14 protein-coding genes are annotated in these 15504 nt (G+C 40.5%); 8 read left to right on the top strand and 6 right to left on the bottom strand.

Annotated elements, in window-relative coordinates:
- Positions 1–55: 55 nt before the first annotated feature.
- Together NDN13_RS16150 and lpxO are read right to left on the bottom strand one after the other, a co-directional pair.
- Positions 56–475 carry a PH domain-containing protein gene (locus NDN13_RS16150; RefSeq protein WP_251116188.1) on the bottom strand — a complete coding sequence of 140 codons (420 nt, stop codon included), beginning with the start codon at positions 473–475 and terminating at the stop codon, positions 56–58.
- A 90-nt stretch (positions 476–565) separates the two neighbouring features.
- Entirely contained in the window at positions 566–1480 is a 915-nt protein-coding gene (lpxO, locus tag NDN13_RS16145) for a lipid A hydroxylase LpxO (protein ID WP_251116187.1), read from the bottom strand.
- 393 nt (positions 1481–1873) lie between these two features.
- Between lpxO and fadB the strand changes: the two genes are divergently transcribed.
- From fadB to NDN13_RS16130, 3 genes are all read left to right on the top strand, one after another.
- The gene (fadB, locus tag NDN13_RS16140; RefSeq protein WP_004802278.1) at positions 1874–4027 is read left to right on the top strand and encodes a fatty acid oxidation complex subunit alpha FadB; all 2154 of its coding nucleotides are present in this window, start codon (positions 1874–1876) and stop codon (positions 4025–4027) included.
- A 12-nt stretch (positions 4028–4039) separates the two neighbouring features.
- Positions 4040–5212, top strand: a complete 1173-nt coding sequence (gene fadA, locus NDN13_RS16135; RefSeq protein ID WP_004802276.1) for an acetyl-CoA C-acyltransferase FadA — start codon at positions 4040–4042, stop codon at positions 5210–5212.
- 168 nt (positions 5213–5380) lie between these two features.
- The gene (locus NDN13_RS16130) at positions 5381–6004 is read left to right on the top strand and encodes a PH domain-containing protein (protein ID WP_251116186.1); all 624 of its coding nucleotides are present in this window, start codon (positions 5381–5383) and stop codon (positions 6002–6004) included.
- A 50-nt stretch (positions 6005–6054) separates the two neighbouring features.
- On the opposite strand, the gene NDN13_RS16125 is transcribed toward NDN13_RS16130, so the two are convergent.
- Together NDN13_RS16125 and NDN13_RS16120 are read right to left on the bottom strand one after the other, a co-directional pair.
- Positions 6055–6561 carry a hypothetical protein gene (locus NDN13_RS16125; RefSeq protein ID WP_251116185.1) on the bottom strand — a complete coding sequence of 169 codons (507 nt, stop codon included), beginning with the start codon at positions 6559–6561 and terminating at the stop codon, positions 6055–6057.
- 209 nt (positions 6562–6770) lie between these two features.
- The gene (locus NDN13_RS16120; protein WP_251116184.1) at positions 6771–7361 is read right to left on the bottom strand and encodes an RBBP9/YdeN family alpha/beta hydrolase; all 591 of its coding nucleotides are present in this window, start codon (positions 7359–7361) and stop codon (positions 6771–6773) included.
- Between the two features lie 117 nt (positions 7362–7478).
- Here NDN13_RS16120 and NDN13_RS16115 point away from each other — a divergent pair, with 117 nt between their 5' ends.
- Together NDN13_RS16115 and NDN13_RS16110 are read left to right on the top strand one after the other, a co-directional pair.
- Complete coding sequence (locus tag NDN13_RS16115) at positions 7479–7841, top strand: MerR family transcriptional regulator (protein ID WP_251116183.1); 363 nt, start codon at positions 7479–7481, stop codon at positions 7839–7841.
- Between the two features lie 10 nt (positions 7842–7851).
- Positions 7852–8547 carry a YidX family protein gene (locus NDN13_RS16110; RefSeq protein WP_251116182.1) on the top strand — a complete coding sequence of 232 codons (696 nt, stop codon included), beginning with the start codon at positions 7852–7854 and terminating at the stop codon, positions 8545–8547.
- 42 nt (positions 8548–8589) lie between these two features.
- Here NDN13_RS16110 and NDN13_RS16105 read toward each other — a convergent pair whose 3' ends face one another.
- The gene (locus NDN13_RS16105) at positions 8590–10395 is read right to left on the bottom strand and encodes an ABC transporter ATP-binding protein (protein ID WP_251116181.1); all 1806 of its coding nucleotides are present in this window, start codon (positions 10393–10395) and stop codon (positions 8590–8592) included.
- Positions 10396–10450: 55 nt separating this feature from the next.
- A complete protein-coding gene (locus NDN13_RS16100; protein ID WP_251116180.1) occupies positions 10451–11200 on the bottom strand; it encodes a hypothetical protein in 750 nt (249 codons plus the stop codon).
- Positions 11201–11377: 177 nt separating this feature from the next.
- Here NDN13_RS16100 and NDN13_RS16095 point away from each other — a divergent pair, with 177 nt between their 5' ends.
- The 3 genes from NDN13_RS16095 (at position 11378) to NDN13_RS16085 (ending at position 15411) form a co-directional block, all read left to right on the top strand.
- Positions 11378–12073 (top strand): DsbA family oxidoreductase, encoded by a 696-nt coding sequence (locus tag NDN13_RS16095; RefSeq protein ID WP_251116179.1) that lies wholly within the window; start codon positions 11378–11380, stop codon positions 12071–12073.
- A gap of 555 nt (positions 12074–12628) precedes the next feature.
- Positions 12629–14050, top strand: coding sequence for a hypothetical protein (locus NDN13_RS16090; protein ID WP_251116178.1), 1422 nt, complete (start codon positions 12629–12631; stop codon positions 14048–14050).
- A gap of 224 nt (positions 14051–14274) precedes the next feature.
- Positions 14275–15411, top strand: a complete 1137-nt coding sequence (locus NDN13_RS16085) for a hypothetical protein (protein ID WP_251116177.1) — start codon at positions 14275–14277, stop codon at positions 15409–15411.
- Positions 15412–15504: the final 93 nt, after the last annotated feature.

Here is a 15504-nt window from a genome sequence, read left to right as displayed (position 1 = left end):
ATTTTTTTCAAGCTTTAAATGTGAATATCATGTAAGAGCCACGTTTATAAATGGTTTAATGCTTCGAAAGGATTTGATTTAAGGCCTTGCAAAACGTCTGCTTATCTTTAGGCGAAATCAAAATATGACTTGTAACCCCATCTTTCTGATAATCAATTCGCAAACGATCCAAAGATAAAGCAGGAGATGAAATTAAATGATGGCTTGTAGAGATTTTAATAATATCTGACTGATTGATCTGCCACTTGAATAACATCGAACGAATCGTTAAGCCCTGTTCGGTCACAATATAACGCGTATTAAAAATCGGCCACCATAATAGTGCGATTGTCAGAAAATAGAATACGGCATGTTCAGGATACTCCTGCATGGTGCCTTTCATATACATGGTCCATAAAAATTGCAGTAACAAGCCTGTTGTTGCAATTACTATCCCCCAGAGCCACCAATCAATTTTAGAGCGAAACGTTTGCATAGATTTTCAAAGTGAATTGTTATGAATTAAAAATATTCTAAGCCAAATCCCATAAAAAAACGCCCTTTCGGGCGTTGATGTTATTCAAACTTAAAAAACATAAGGACGAATAAAAATGAGGAAAAATAGACCAAGCATGATGAACCATTTCAAAAAGTAATACAGTGAACGGTTCGATTTTTTTAAGGCTTTGGCTTTAATACGAATCTGGTAAATATAACCAAACGCTTTGTTTAAACCACCTGTTTGGTCACCCGCTTCATTAGGTGAACTGGCAGCGGTCATCACACTTTTTCCAAACCAGTGATTAAACTTCTCCATAAAGCGGGTCTTTAATGGACGCTCGACATCTGCGAAGAAAATAATGCGGTTTTGGTCTGTGGTATTTTCAGCATAGTGAATATAGGTTTCATCAAAAACCACACTCTCACCATCACGCCAAGAATAACGTTCACCATCGACATCAATAAAGCAGCGATCATCATTCGGTGTGATTAAACCTAAGTGATAACGCAAAGAACCTGCATACGGGTCACGGTGACGAACCAAACGACTATCTGGTGCAAGTTCAGTAAACATCGCTGCTTTAATCGTTGGCAAGGTCTTTAACAATGCGGTTGTTTTTGGACAAAGCTCAGCTGCTGATGGATGTGCAGAGTCGTACCATTTCAGATAGAACCGTTTCCAACCTGTTTTAAAGAAGGAGTTAAAGCCCAAATCATCATAGCTACTCGATGCTTTAATACCACCCTTGTCATACAAAGCTTTGGCTTCATCACGAATCATTTCCCAGTTTTCATCCAGAACTTTTAAGTCCTGAAAATGTTGGGTGTCGATATACGGCTGATTCGGCACTTTGGAAAACATGTACATCAAAAAGTTAATGGGTGCGAGAATCGTAGAATGGTCAAAAAACTGACGATAAAACGAATGCTTTACTTTACCACGACGCTGAATATACAACGCCGAAATGATAAAAATCGCTAATATGAACCACTTAATCATAGATGACTCTATCTTCTTAGCTGAAAAACAAATGCCAATTTGATAACCAAATCTCAAAATCGCACTCAAAACAAGCTGACTATTCTAGCAAATTTGTCGACTTAAATACTAATTTGCTTTACCGAAATCGGACAAAAGCTCTTTTCAAATTTCCCATCACAATCAAAGAGTAAACATTCTATTCTACTCAAAAAATTTATTTTTATTCATGATTTAGCAGTTCAAGCCTAAGCTTACAATAAATTGATGACCCTAGCGTCACGGCTTGATACAACTTGTTATGTCCTTTTTGGATATAGTTATCGTAAGATTAGCGAAGCTTTTTTGTGTGCTTAAACGCACACACGCTTTATGACATCAACTCAGAATCCTCCACAACAAGGGAGATCAGGCATGATCCACGCTGGCAATGCCATTACCGTCCAAATGCTTGCGGACGGAATTGCAGAATTCCGCTTTGACTTACAAGGTGAGTCGGTTAATAAATTTAACCGTGCAACCATCGAAGACTTCCAAGCAGCAATTGCTGCAGTGAAAGCCAATAACGATATTAAAGGCTTAGTTGTTACCTCTGGCAAATCAACCTTCATCGTTGGTGCTGATATCACTGAATTCGGCCAAAACTTCGCTGCAGGCGAGCAAGCGATTGTTGATTGGCTTATGCCTGTACACGAAATCTTCAACAGCTTTGAAGATTTAGATCTACCTAAAGTTGCTGCAATCAATGGTACAGCGCTTGGTGGTGGCTTTGAAATGTGCTTGGTATGTGACTATCGCGTGATGTCAGAGCAAGCACAAGTCGGCTTACCAGAAATCAAATTGGGTATCTATCCTGGTTTTGGTGGTAGCGTACGTTTAAGCCGTTTAATCGGTATCGACAATGCCGTTGAATGGATGGCAATGGCGAATCCGAAAAAACCTGCAGCTGCACTAAAAGATGGTGCTGTTGATGCGGTTGTTGCTGCGGACAAATTACAAGAAGCTGCTGTTGACTTGGTTAAACAAGCCATTGCGGGTCGTTTGAACTGGAAAGCAAAGCGTCAAGAAAAATTAGACGCAATCAAGTTGAACCCACTTGAACAAATGATGGCGTTCAATACGGCGAAAGGTGCGGTCCTAGCGAAAGCAAATCCTGCTCAATACCCTGCGCCAAAATTATTGCTTGATTCTTTACAAGCTGGTGCAAGCTCAACTCGTGATGACGCGTTAAAAGCAGAAGCACAAGGTTTTGCAAAAGCAGCGATTACCCCACAAGCAGGTGCATTGATTGGTTTATTCATCAATGACCAAGTGGTGAAGAAAACTGCGAAGAAATATGAGAAAGGTGCTCACCCTGTAAACCAAGCAGCTGTATTAGGTGCGGGTATCATGGGTGGTGGTATTGCTTACCAAGCGGCAAGCAAAGGCACACCAATCATCATGAAAGATATTGGTAATCCACAACTTGCACTCGGTATGAAAGAGGCGAATGGCTTGCTCACTAAGCAAGTTGAGCGCAAGAAAATGAAACCTGCGCAAATGGGTGAAACACTGGCTCGCATCCGTCCAACTTTAAGCTATGACGAGTTTAAAGAAGTGGATATCGTGATCGAAGCCGTGACTGAAAATCCAAAAGTTAAAGAAATCGTGCTTGCTGATACTGAAAAGCATGTTCGTGAAAACACGATCATTGCATCTAATACATCAACGATTTCAATTACACGTTTAGCGAAAGCATTACAACGTCCTGAAAACTTTGTTGGTATGCACTTCTTCAACCCAGTACACATGATGCCATTGGTTGAAGTGATTCGTGGTGAAAAGACATCTGAAGAAGCGATCGCAACAACGGTTGTTCTTGCTCAAAAAATGGGTAAAACACCAATCGTTGTCAACGACTGCCCAGGTTTCTTGGTTAACCGTGTATTGTTCCCTTACTTTGGTGCATTTGACCTGCTTGTAAAAGACGGTGCAGATTTCCAACAAGTGGACAATGTGATGGCGAAATTCGGCTGGCCGATGGGTCCTGCATACTTGATCGACGTTGTTGGTATCGATACAGGTGTTCATGGCGCAGAAGTAATGGCTGAAGGTTTCCCTGACCGTATGAAACCAGACTACAAAGGTTCGATCGAAGCGATGTACGAAGCAAAACGTCTTGGTCAAAAGAATGACGTTGGTTTCTACAAATACGTGTTAGACAAGAAAGGTAAGAAAGCGAAAACTGTTGATCCAACAGCATACGAAATTATTGCTCCTTTCGTGACTGGCGAAAAACGCGAGTTTGATAACCAAGAAATCATCGACCGTATGATGCTTGCTTTCTGTAACGAAACAGTTCGTTGCTTAGAAGACAACATCGTTGCAACTGCTTCTGAAGCAGACATGGCGATGATCATGGGTGTAGGTTTCCCTCCATTCCGTGGTGGTCCATGCCGTTACATCGACCAAACAGGTGTTGCTGAATACGTTGCGCTTTGCGACAAATATGCACACTTAGGTAAGGCTTATGAAGCGCCACAAATGTTGCGTGACATGGCTGCTAACAACACAAAATTCTACGGTTAAGGAGCGACGTGAATGGCTACTTTAAATCCACGTGACGTTGTGATTGTTGATGGCGTTCGTTCTGCCATGGGCAAATCACGTAACGGTATGTTCCGCAATGTACGTGCCGACAGTTTATCTGCTGAATTAGTACGTGCACTTGTTGCTCGTAACCAGTTTGATACCAACGAAGTTGAAGATGTAATCTGGGGCTGTGTAAACCAAACTTTAGAGCAAGGTATGAACATTGCTCGTAATATTGGTTTATTGGCTGACATTCCAAAAACTGCTGGCGGTCAAACAGTAAACCGTCTTTGTGGTTCTTCAATGCAAGCAATCCACACGGCGGCTGCACAAATTGCAACTAACCAAGGTGATGTATTCATCATTGGTGGTGTTGAGCACATGGGCCACGTCGGTATGATGCACGGCATCGACCTTAACCCAGAAGCATCTAAACACTATGCAAAAGCATCGAACATGATGGGCTTAACTGCTGAAATGTTAGGTCGTATGAACGGTATCTCTCGTGAAGAACAAGATGCTTTCGGTGTTGAGTCTCACCGTCGTGCTTGGGCTGCAACTCAAGAAGGTCGTTTCAAAAACGAAATCGTGGGTGTTGAAGGTCATGATGCTAATGGCTTCAAAATCCTTTGCGACATCGACGAAGTAATTCGTGCTGATGCCAACCTTGAAGCATTCAAAGCATTGAAACCAGTTTTCGATCCTAAAGGTGGTTCAGTAACAGCAGCAACTTCTTCTGCTCTTTCTGACGGTGCATCTGCAATGTTGCTTATGTCTGCTGAGCGCGCTCAAGCATTGGGTTTAAAACCACGTGCCGTGATTCGTTCAATGGCAATTGCGGGTTGTGATGCTGCGATCATGGGTTATGGTCCAGTACCTGCAACTCAAAAAGCGCTTAAGCGTGCGGGTTTAACCATGGCGGATATCCAAACTATCGAATTAAACGAAGCATTTGCTGCTCAAGGCTTATCAGTCATGAAAGGCTTAGGCGTATATGACAAACAAGACATCATCAACTTAAATGGTGGTGCGATTGCATTGGGTCACCCATTGGGCTGTTCTGGTGCGCGTATCACAACAACCTTGTTGAACGTGATGGAACAACAAGATACACAAATCGGTCTTGCAACCATGTGTATCGGTCTTGGTCAAGGTATCGCGACCATTATCGAACGTGTTTAATCGACACTGAGATAAAAAGAAAATCCCCGTGCTAAACGGGGATTTTTTTATGCGATCAAAATTCATTTCATGGTTGTATCGAATTCTTAAAATACAAATGCCCACTGTAGACAGAACAATACACGGCAAATTATGATTGCTATTCCAACAAATAATAAGGTTCTAACAATGTTTAAAAATATGGCAGCCGATTTAATGGGAACCAGTGATATCGGTAAGATTATTGAACCTCAAGATTATGATAAAACGGATATTGATGACTATATTTTCCATGAAGACAATGAAAAAATCTTCTTCCTCATCAAAGCAAAAACGGATGAATACTGCTTTACCAACACCGCGTTTATCCATCTAGACGGTACCAGTGCTGTCAGCAAGAAAAGAACCCTAAACCGTTATCCCTATAAGCACTATCAAATCAGCCGAGTACTACTTGAAACTGCGGGAACCATTGATCGCGATGTTGAAATCAAGTTCCAACTCGGTGGTGCAGCTTATTCAATTGATATTGAGAAATCGCAAATTGAGAAAGTACGCGATTTATATAAGGCCCTCTTTAGTATTGGCGAAGCATGTAAAGAAATTGAACGTCAATACACCACTCTGGTTCAAACACAGCAAGCTGTAAACAGTATGTTCTCACTACGTGAGTTGCCAGAACAGGTATTATTGAATCTGCCTGATATCATTTCTCAGACTACGCTACAAGTTGAAAACAAGTTTACCGAGCGCCGCAAACAAATTGAGGACTATGATTTCTCTGCTATTTTTGAACGCTATCTAAAGCAATAATATAAAATCCCCGTAATGTGCGGGGATTTTTCTTTATTCAATCCGGTAATTTAATATGGCTGTTTAAAGCCTCTTAGCCCATCTTGAATTTGCTGCTGTAATCGCAAAATATCATCGGCATTCAACTTAATCGTACCATTACGAATCCCATCAATATTGTTTCGATTAATATTCAAAGGTTCCAGCATTTTAAAAATACCATTGGTTGGATCTGAAGACTGTAAACCTGAAGCAACTGCTAAGATATATTGCTGTAAAATCGGCGAATATTGAGATAGATCTGGCTGTGCCGCCACAGACTGATAGCTCACCACCGTTGGACTTTCCTTCACACCTGCATTTTGCATGTCATTATGCATTTTATAGACATAATGCTGTAGCGCCTGACGAACCTGCTTGTCTTCTTGAAAGGGCACAAATCCAACTTCTTCACGTAGCTCAGATTCAGCCATGACCCGAATGGTCGGCAATGAGGTCACTTCATCATTTGCGTGAACAGTTGGCAAGCCCATAAAAGCCAATACAGTGATCAGGGCGGATCGTTTTAGAAAATTCATCGTTTGCTCCAAACATCCCTCATCCATAAGAAGATAATGAGTTAAATAAAAGCATCTGATAAATAGGCTACAGCAAAGTGATGTTTGATTCAGTAGAGGTCAGATAAACGGTAAATATCAATAAAAAGTCGAAGCTAAGATTAATTAAATTTTAACCATTAGTTCCATTCCATAATAGGGAAACAAAACACAAACCCTTATATAAATTTTTAATGTGCCAATATTTCCTTTAGATACAGAACTAATTGTGAAAATTCACTATAACCATCCTCAGCTAAAAAATGACCTGCTTTAGCAACAACGGTATAAGGTATCTTAAATTGTTTTGCTAATTTCAGACTCAATTCAGGCGGTACATAAGCATCATTGTCAGAAATAAATAGGTGTTTATGTACAACATTCTGAAAATTAAATTTAAGATTTTGACTGATTAGAATATAAGAATTGAGTTGTGGTAAAGCCGGTAAAGTTTCAGTAAAACCCGACACCAGTACAATACCTCCAACCTGTGAGGGATTCCGCTTAGATAAAAAATTTAATAACGTGATACCACCTAAACTATGGGTGACAAAGTAGGTATTTTTATCTATCACATTAATATTCTGTTCCAAAATTTGTTGCCACATCTCTACATCTGGCTGCATCGGATTAGGTAAAGATAAGATCGTTACCTGCGTATGGGTATCCTGTATCTGCCTTTGAATGGACTCAAACCAATGATCATGTACTGTAGCACCATAGCCATGCACAATATAAATATGTCGTTGTGGAACTTCTTGCGGAGCCGTATATCCCAACATTGAAATGCACCATAATCCAATCAAACCAACCAATTTTTTCATTCAAATCGACCACCATTCTATTGCTTAAAAACTATGCTAAACTATGACACCAATGTCAGGGTCAAGTGGTATTTTATGAATCTTGCAAAAGTTGCCGAATTGACTCAAGTCAGCCCTCGCATGCTGCGTTATTATGAGAATCTAGGACTGGTACAACCCAAACGGAATGCAAATAACTACCGAGATTACAGTCAAAAAAATATTGAAGATATTCATAAAATTAAAATACTGAATGATGCAGGTATGACCCTAAAAGACATTCAAATGCTATTACCATGTTTTGATTTAGCAGATCGCCGCTTTAGTTTATGTACAGCTGTACTGGCGAAACTAGAAAATGAACTTAAACAAGTGGATGGACAATTAAGCAAACTACAACGATCGCATGATTTGTTAAAATCTTTTTTAGATCATGGTACAGTTGAATCAAACACTTAGGATCATAAAGATGAAGGATATAATAAAAACGACATTCGCAATCATATTGTTGAGCATAATTACGACAGGCTGTGCCACTTCAACCCTGATCAAAAAAGATAACCGTTCCTACACCCGTACCGCCAAAGTCACCCTGATTGAAGACAATGTGGTGGCTTTTGGTCGCCCGGCTCAAGCAGCGGCAGATTTACCGAAAGACAGTATTGTGATTGCTGGGCAAAAGAACAGCTATATCCTGACCCAAGGCGGCGCTCAGTTCGTCACTTTAATTGGCAAGCTGGATCCGAAAAATATTCAGATCACGCGTGACCTCAATTTCTATTCAGAAAAGAATGATGGTCATTTTTCAGGTACCTTACCACTTTCCTATGTGAAGCTGAAAGAGGATTTAAGCAAGAAAGATCTGGAGTTTTTCATTGAAAATGGTGCCAAAGAATGTTCATCCTCAAGCGATGAGCGCATGCAGGCACAACGTTTCTGTTTTGATCTTAAATTGAAAGGTGTGGTCTATCCTGCAGCAAACAATCTCAGTTCGTTGAAACCGTTAAGCAAAGCTTATCAAGTCACTATTTATACCCAGAAAGAAGAAAGCTATAAATCTAAATCAGGCTTAAATCCGCTAGAAAAACTAGTATTACTCCCCTTTGCTGTGGCAATTGATGTGGTGAGTCTGCCTTTCCAAGCCGCAGACAAGATTTTTGATTAACCCTGAGCTAAAGACCATTTCAAATCGCATGATGAAGAGCTGCTAACTATGGGTTTCCTCTTCATCATCCCCTTCAAAGGTTTTGGAAATTTTTTCGATATTTAAGCTCTTCGCCATTGCATCAAAAATGTCCTTGTATACCCCTTGTTGCTGGTAAAGTTGATGATGTTCGCCATGTTCCACAATCCTGCCATCCTGCATCACATAGGTATAATCCGCATCAATAATCTGTGACAGGCTATGTGAAATGATAATCACGGTACGGCCTTGCTTAATTTCATCTAAGCTGTGCTTGATCTGTTCGGTTGCAATCGCATCCAGACTTGCTGTTGGTTCATCCAGAAAAATAATTGGTGGATTTTTCAAGAACATCCGAGCAATGGCGATACGCTGTTGCTGTCCGCCTGACAGTAAGAGTGCATCGGATTGATAGGCCAGCGGCAATTTGAGAATCTGCTCATGAATCGAGGCTTTCTTCGCCGCAAGGATGATTTCATCCTGTGTTGCCTCCATCTTACCGTAACGGATATTCTCCTCAATCGTGCCCTGAAAAATATGATTCTTTTGCAGGACCAGACCAATATGATCACGTAGATATTGGGTATCGATCTCGGTCAATGCGCTTCCATTCAGTAGAATTTCACCAGACTGCGGTAAATAGAATTTATCTAATAGACTGATCAAAGTCGATTTCCCCGCACCAGACAAGCCCACCAAAGCCGTGATTTTATTGGGTTGTATGGTGAGGTTAATGTCTTTCAGCGCATGATAGCCATTGGGATAGAAAAAATTCACCTGTTTTAATTCAAACTTGCCTGTCAGCGGTTGTGGTTTCAGTTCTCCAGAAGTTTCAATTTCATCATCAGCTTCTAAAATTTTGAAAAAGCTTTCTGCATAAATCATTGCATCATTCACTTCATCATAGATGCGATGTAGCGAGCGAATCGGTGCTGAAACATTGTTGAATAACAGAATATGAAACATGATCATACCGATGCTCATATCACCGACCAGAACAAAGTAGGCCGTTAAAATGATAATAAAGACCACGCCAATCTGTTCAATAAAAGTTTTTAAGCCATCAAATAGAAAACTGAGTTGACGCGTCCGCATCTGATCATCAGTCAGTTGTTTTTGTAAGGTCAGCTGTTTTTCTGCCTCAATTTGCTCACGGTTAAATGACTTAATCACCGTGATCGACTGAATGATACTTAAAGTTCCCTGACTTTTACGTTCCCGACCATCACGTAAATTACGTCGTGTACCACTGAGTTTCTGCGCCTGCTTAAAGGTAATCCAGAAATAAATTGGCACAATGCTCAACGCCACCAAGCCAATCCAGAAATTGGCATAGAACATCAGACATAGCGCGATGATCGCACTACTAAACAATGGAAAAATATCAATAAAGAAGATTTGCACCAGTCGGGTAATCGAACCAATTCCCCGATCAATCCGGGTCTGTAATTTCCCGGCTTGGTTATCATCCTGAGTAAAGAAGGCCAGACGATACTGTAAAAATTTCACGATGATCGACTGTGCCACATCCTGTGAAATCAAAATGCGTAATTTCTCGCCAAAGAACTTTTGTCCAAACTGAAGAAAAATATTCAGCACTTCTTTACTCAATAAAATCACACTGATGGTGAGCAGAATATGCCAGCCAGCATTTAAGCCCTGCCCTGACTCAACCACCGCATTGATCTGATCGACTGCATATTGCAAGGTCAGCGCATTGACCTGTGCGGTTAATGCACCAATCAAAGTCAGTACCAAAGTCACTGCAACCAGCCACTTATAAGGGAGCACAAATGGTTTTACTTTATGAAACAGCTGCCATAAATTCATAGTGTTGAACTCTACCTCTTCGATGCTTACGCTGCGGCTAAGTGATCAATCTTGACTACAGTTCTTGTTCTAAAACCTCAGTATTATTTTGCTTAATCTTCTCCATTTTGGCATTCAGCTTTAATACATCTTGGTAAAGTGCGTTGAATTTTTTCACTTGCACCGTTTCACGGAACAGAATCATTTTGTCTTTTCTTTGCCACTGATATTGTTTCAGCATATCGAACATCGCCTGTGCCTTTTCGATAATTTGCTGCTCGATTGGGAAAATATCATGGGCTTTATCAGCTTTCAGATTATGCTCTAATTTGGCTTGGAGCGAACTTCGCATTTCATTCTGGATTGCCAGACTTTTTGCCTGCTGCATAGAACTGGCCTGAATTTGTTGCCGTGTTTGTTCATATTCAGCAGATGCTTTACGCACCTGCACAAACATCTGCTCAGTGTCCTTATAGTTCTGCTTGCGATCCTGATCCAGACCTTCAACCTCTAAAAAGGTATCCCAATTGGCGGCTTTGAGTTCACGTAAATAGCGATTACGGGCTTCTACATTTTGCATCCAATAGTTCAATAGGAACTCGGACATCAACTTATAATCACCCGAGAGGCGATCATCATGAATATCCAGTTGCACAGGCGTCGACCAGTCTTGCGCTTGATCATAAAGTTCGCGCATTTTCTCAGACATGACTACCTCAAACATCTGCTGATTATTGATGGCACGCTGTTTCAAGGTATGCTGATAAAAGAAAAAAGAACCAATACAAAGCACCACAACAGTCACAAAGATTAAAAAACGGCGCATATAGCCTCCAAATTTCATTATATTTTTTTATGTTCTGAGTTCAGTTTAATCGATAAAACACATGCAGTTATAGCCCTTTTTATTTCACTTCTCGTAACGGAGCATTACATTTTCATCGCTTTAAATTGATCGTATTCGCCCCTATTATCTGTTTAACCAGAATTGTAGAGATCCACCATGCGTGTAGATATTTGGTCAGATGTGGTCTGTCCGTTTTGTTATATCGGTAAAAAACGTCTTGAACATGTTGCTGAAGAAGCGGGTATCGAGCTGGAAATTCACTGGCATAGTTTCGAACTAGACCCGAATGCACCAGCCAAACATGAGACGTCGAACACCGAACGACTTGCAAAGAAATACGGTCGTAGCTATGCCGAAATGGAAGAGATGGAGCGCAATGTTGCAGCCATGGCTGCAGCGGAAGGCATCGATTTCCAATGGCAAAAAGCCAACTCAGGCAATAGTTTTAATGCACATCGTATTATTCACCTTGCCCAGAGCAAAGGTTTGGGCAATGAAGCAGAAGAAGCCTTCTTCCATGCTTATATGACCGAAGGTCTTGCCATTGGTGAGCGTGAAGTGGTTGAAGAAATTGCTTCTCGCATTGGCTTAGACAATGCCGAAGTTGAATATGTACTGGACTCGGACGAATTGGCTGATTTTGTGCGCCATGATGAGCAAATCGCACATGAACAACTGAAAGTAACAGGCGTTCCGTTCTTTGTCTTTGATCAAAAACTGGCACTTTCAGGTGCGCAACCGCGTGAAGTTTTCTTGCAAGCCTTACAGCAAGCACAAAGCTCATCAAATGCCGAAATTGAGCAAACTGATGCCGCTCAATGTAATGATGATCAATGCGAAATTAAACATTAAACCAGATTTAGGCTAAAACCGCTTTCAGCACCGTTTGGAAGCGGTTTTTTAATCTTTATATTTTCATATTCCCCTTTGGTTTCAGTCTTTTATCTTTTAAAAGATACCGTTTATCGCTGTTGATAATGATTTCAATGGTGCTGGATTTTTATTTGCTGAGCTTTTCACCAGCAGATATGTGAAAGTGATCACAATTCACTCAAAAATTTATAGATGATTTTTTATCTTATGATCTATTAATCCGATTCATTCTTTTAAAATGTTTTTATTTTCAAAGACAAACCGAGATGTATATCTCGATTTAGAATACTTAAATGAGATTTTTTACTAACTTGACCGCTATAGATTTTGCCTCTTTTTCTTCTATAATCGTCATAAAGTGACAATCTTTTGTGATGAAAATATCCTGCATACGCAACTCAAAACAGCAAGCGTCAAATGGATAAAACAGCAAATTTTATCGACTATAACTGATTAAAACTTATTAGCATTGCTACCACTTTTTCGGATTCATGATTTAAAACAGGCTCAAGCCTATCTCTAAGGAAACAATCGATGGACGTATTAGAGAAAGCACTCTTGGTTGATGAGCTTAAAACGCTTGTTAACGGGCTGAATGATGATAAAACATCACTTTTTGAAATTGCCAAATCAAAACAACGCATCAAAGACATTTGCGCGTCTTGCGATGATCCGACTTTTCAAGACCAACTGAGTCCATTCAAAGAATTTATTTTGAATGAAGAATTTTCTCCTGACGACTTGGATAATTACGGCTATACCATGACCTATCGCGGGACTTTTAACTTTATGGGCCGCGTCGAAAATGCCTTATTTGCTTCAGCCGATATGGGCTGGGCCGCATTACGTCAGGGCCAGCATTGGCAAGTCTGGGTGATTCGCCCTGCGCTTTCCTTCCTGAAAAGCCCTTGGTTAAGTTCATCACAAGATGCATTACACTGGTTGCAAAAGCATGCCTGTGACTATGTAAAAACAGACCATGAGTTACAAAACCTGATTCCTGTTTTAGAACCAATTCAGGCAGAAGATGCTGAGAAGAACTTGAGCTTAGACAGTCGATCAATCATCCAACAACAGACTGCAAACTTTCAGTCACAGCTAGATGCCATTATTCAAGAAAAAATTCAGCCTGCGACAGTTACCCCATTACCTCAAGCAACATCGCGTGTAAAACCAGGTTTTAGACAAAATGCTAGCCCTTCTGCAAATCTCAATAAGGCCAAACCCTTGGCTTTAAACGATTTTAGTTTAGATGGTTTGCTCTGTCGCTTGGAACGCGTGGATGCACGCACTTTTCCATCGCTGTATCGGGTCGATCTGCATGATGAGATTGATCAAAATATTAAAATTGATTGGCTCTACCTCAAAGCCGAGAATGAAGCACAACCATTATGGGGATCAGCACAAATTTTTATTGCTGAACAACTCTATGCCCAAGGTCAATTTTCCCATTATGTAGTGCTGGTTGGAACACATAGCGTTGAATATGCGACCACCATTTTACAAGCCTATACCGATCAACGTCATACCAGAACCAGTTCCATTCATCAAACCAGCTGGAATAACTTTAAACAACACTATCACCTACACGAAAGCTTGTTTAATGAATGTATTATGAATGGCACCTTAGTCTGGCAGCGGGATCAACGTGTCTATCCATATATTCCAGCATCATTTATTAATACTCAGAAATTTATTCCCTTCGATGAGACATCGGCGACCTTTTTCACACCAGTGATTTTGCTTAGAGAACGCCAAAAAATCCGTGTGATTCATGGTCTGGAGCGGGTCAAGCTATCAAACGAAGACCAAGCCTATCCCTATCTATTACTTGACCGTGCCGATGGATATACTTGGCAGCTGATTCGTCAGGTGATTAGCCATTTACCTCAACCGATTTCAGTACATGATCTCTATCAAGCATTGGAAAATAGTGCTGTGCCAGCATCCTCGTAAATTGAGTAACACTACAATTCTTAAATTACATCTCCAATGCAGTACAGCAAAGATACGCTATTTTTCCAAAAGGATTTGGAACTGCTAATACACTTTTATTCTACTAAACCCTTATGATTTCTAGCATTTTTTCAGGGGTAAATTGCTGTTTTTTGTTGCTAATGCTTGCATTTATGACCCTAATCATCAAAAGTTAACATAAGAACAATATATAAGTCTTTATTATGAATAATTTACAGCAAATGGTACCAACACGTATCTTTTTTGCATTGCTAACACTTTCCCTAGGTACATTGAGTGTTACCAAAGCAGAAACCAATACTCAAAACCAACAGTCAAATGTAGTTGTAGGTTCAACTTCGGCTAACAATACTGAAGAAAATGCATTGGATTATATCCCTCGTTGGGTCGATGCGGCGCCAACCATTTTTCCTGCACAATCCAACCAATCGACCGTGCCACCCACCGCTGAAACTGAGGACAAAACTTGGGCGGATAAAAAACAACGCAGTATTCGCGAGTGGGCGGATCGTACTTCGGTCAAAATTGATGATTGGTTTGGCGATGTCGATCCAGAAAATCCGGCTTCAGCCACCATTCGGGTAATGCTGGATAATTACTGGAATGAACATGATGGATATGAAGTTAAGCCTCGTATTCGCGGTAAAATTAAATTACCAACCTTAGAGAAAAAAGTCAGCGTAGTGTTTGGTGATGACTCTTTAGACGATGAGTTTAAGAATAACGTTGCCAATACCAATCACCAGCCTAACTCAGACCCAGATAAAAAATTTGACTCCAAACAAACCCGAGATAGTAATGGCTCATTGGCCTTACGTTGGTCAGACTTTTCTAAAAAACTTCCTTTCGAAACCGATGCCGACTTAGGTATTCGTTCAGGCAGTGATATTTATGCCCGCTTGAGAGCAGAGAAACATTGGGACTTGCGTAATGATTTCCGCTTTAACGCAGAACAAATTTATCGCTATGGCAGCAAAAGTGAAAATTATTTAAGAACCAATTTAGAATTGATTCATGCACGCCCCAATCAGCCTTTTTTATCGAACCAATTCAGCCTGACCTATGCCGATAAGCAGGATGATGATTTATGGTGGGATAACCGTCTTTTCCGCCAACATCAGTTTTTTGCCCATAACAACTTCAATTATGGCATTTATACAGGTGGCTACTACAACAATAACGAGCTACGTTTAAACAGCTGGGGGCCTTTTATATCATGGCGACAACCGCTTTGGCGTGAATGGTTCTATGTACAAGGCGATCTTAGCTATCTCAATGATCATCGCGAAGATCGCGATCATTTTATCAGTACTTTTGTTCGACTTGAGACCTTATTCTAATATCTCCATCACAGATCATCATGCCCAATTGAAATTTCGATTGGGCATTTTTATTTAAAAAAATGAAGTCCCGTAAATAAATGCTTAAGCTAA

The sequence above is a fragment of the Acinetobacter sp. C32I genome (assembly GCF_023702715.1).
In the GTDB taxonomy this organism is placed as follows: domain Bacteria; phylum Pseudomonadota; class Gammaproteobacteria; order Pseudomonadales; family Moraxellaceae; genus Acinetobacter.
The sequence above is the reverse complement of the archived record's forward strand: the minus strand, read 5'-3'. Positions and strand labels throughout refer to the sequence as shown.

What these genes read in the sequence shown, in the direction of transcription:
- NDN13_RS16150 (WP_251116188.1), bottom strand. Translation starts at nt 475, where the DNA reads ATGCAAACGTTTCGCTCTAAAATTGATTGGTGGCTCTGGGGGATAGTA.
- lpxO (WP_251116187.1), bottom strand. Translation starts at nt 1,480, where the DNA reads ATGATTAAGTGGTTCATATTAGCGATTTTTATCATTTCGGCGTTGTAT.
- fadB (WP_004802278.1), top strand. Translation starts at nt 1,874, where the DNA reads ATGATCCACGCTGGCAATGCCATTACCGTCCAAATGCTTGCGGACGGA.
- fadA (WP_004802276.1), top strand. Translation starts at nt 4,040, where the DNA reads ATGGCTACTTTAAATCCACGTGACGTTGTGATTGTTGATGGCGTTCGT.
- NDN13_RS16130 (WP_251116186.1), top strand. Translation starts at nt 5,381, where the DNA reads ATGTTTAAAAATATGGCAGCCGATTTAATGGGAACCAGTGATATCGGT.
- NDN13_RS16125 (WP_251116185.1), bottom strand. Translation starts at nt 6,561, where the DNA reads ATGAATTTTCTAAAACGATCCGCCCTGATCACTGTATTGGCTTTTATG.
- NDN13_RS16120 (WP_251116184.1), bottom strand. Translation starts at nt 7,361, where the DNA reads ATGTTGGGATATACGGCTCCGCAAGAAGTTCCACAACGACATATTTAT.
- NDN13_RS16115 (WP_251116183.1), top strand. Translation starts at nt 7,479, where the DNA reads ATGAATCTTGCAAAAGTTGCCGAATTGACTCAAGTCAGCCCTCGCATG.
- NDN13_RS16110 (WP_251116182.1), top strand. Translation starts at nt 7,852, where the DNA reads ATGAAGGATATAATAAAAACGACATTCGCAATCATATTGTTGAGCATA.
- NDN13_RS16105 (WP_251116181.1), bottom strand. Translation starts at nt 10,395, where the DNA reads ATGAATTTATGGCAGCTGTTTCATAAAGTAAAACCATTTGTGCTCCCT.
- NDN13_RS16100 (WP_251116180.1), bottom strand. Translation starts at nt 11,200, where the DNA reads ATGCGCCGTTTTTTAATCTTTGTGACTGTTGTGGTGCTTTGTATTGGT.
- NDN13_RS16095 (WP_251116179.1), top strand. Translation starts at nt 11,378, where the DNA reads ATGCGTGTAGATATTTGGTCAGATGTGGTCTGTCCGTTTTGTTATATC.
- NDN13_RS16090 (WP_251116178.1), top strand. Translation starts at nt 12,629, where the DNA reads ATGGACGTATTAGAGAAAGCACTCTTGGTTGATGAGCTTAAAACGCTT.
- NDN13_RS16085 (WP_251116177.1), top strand. Translation starts at nt 14,275, where the DNA reads ATGAATAATTTACAGCAAATGGTACCAACACGTATCTTTTTTGCATTG.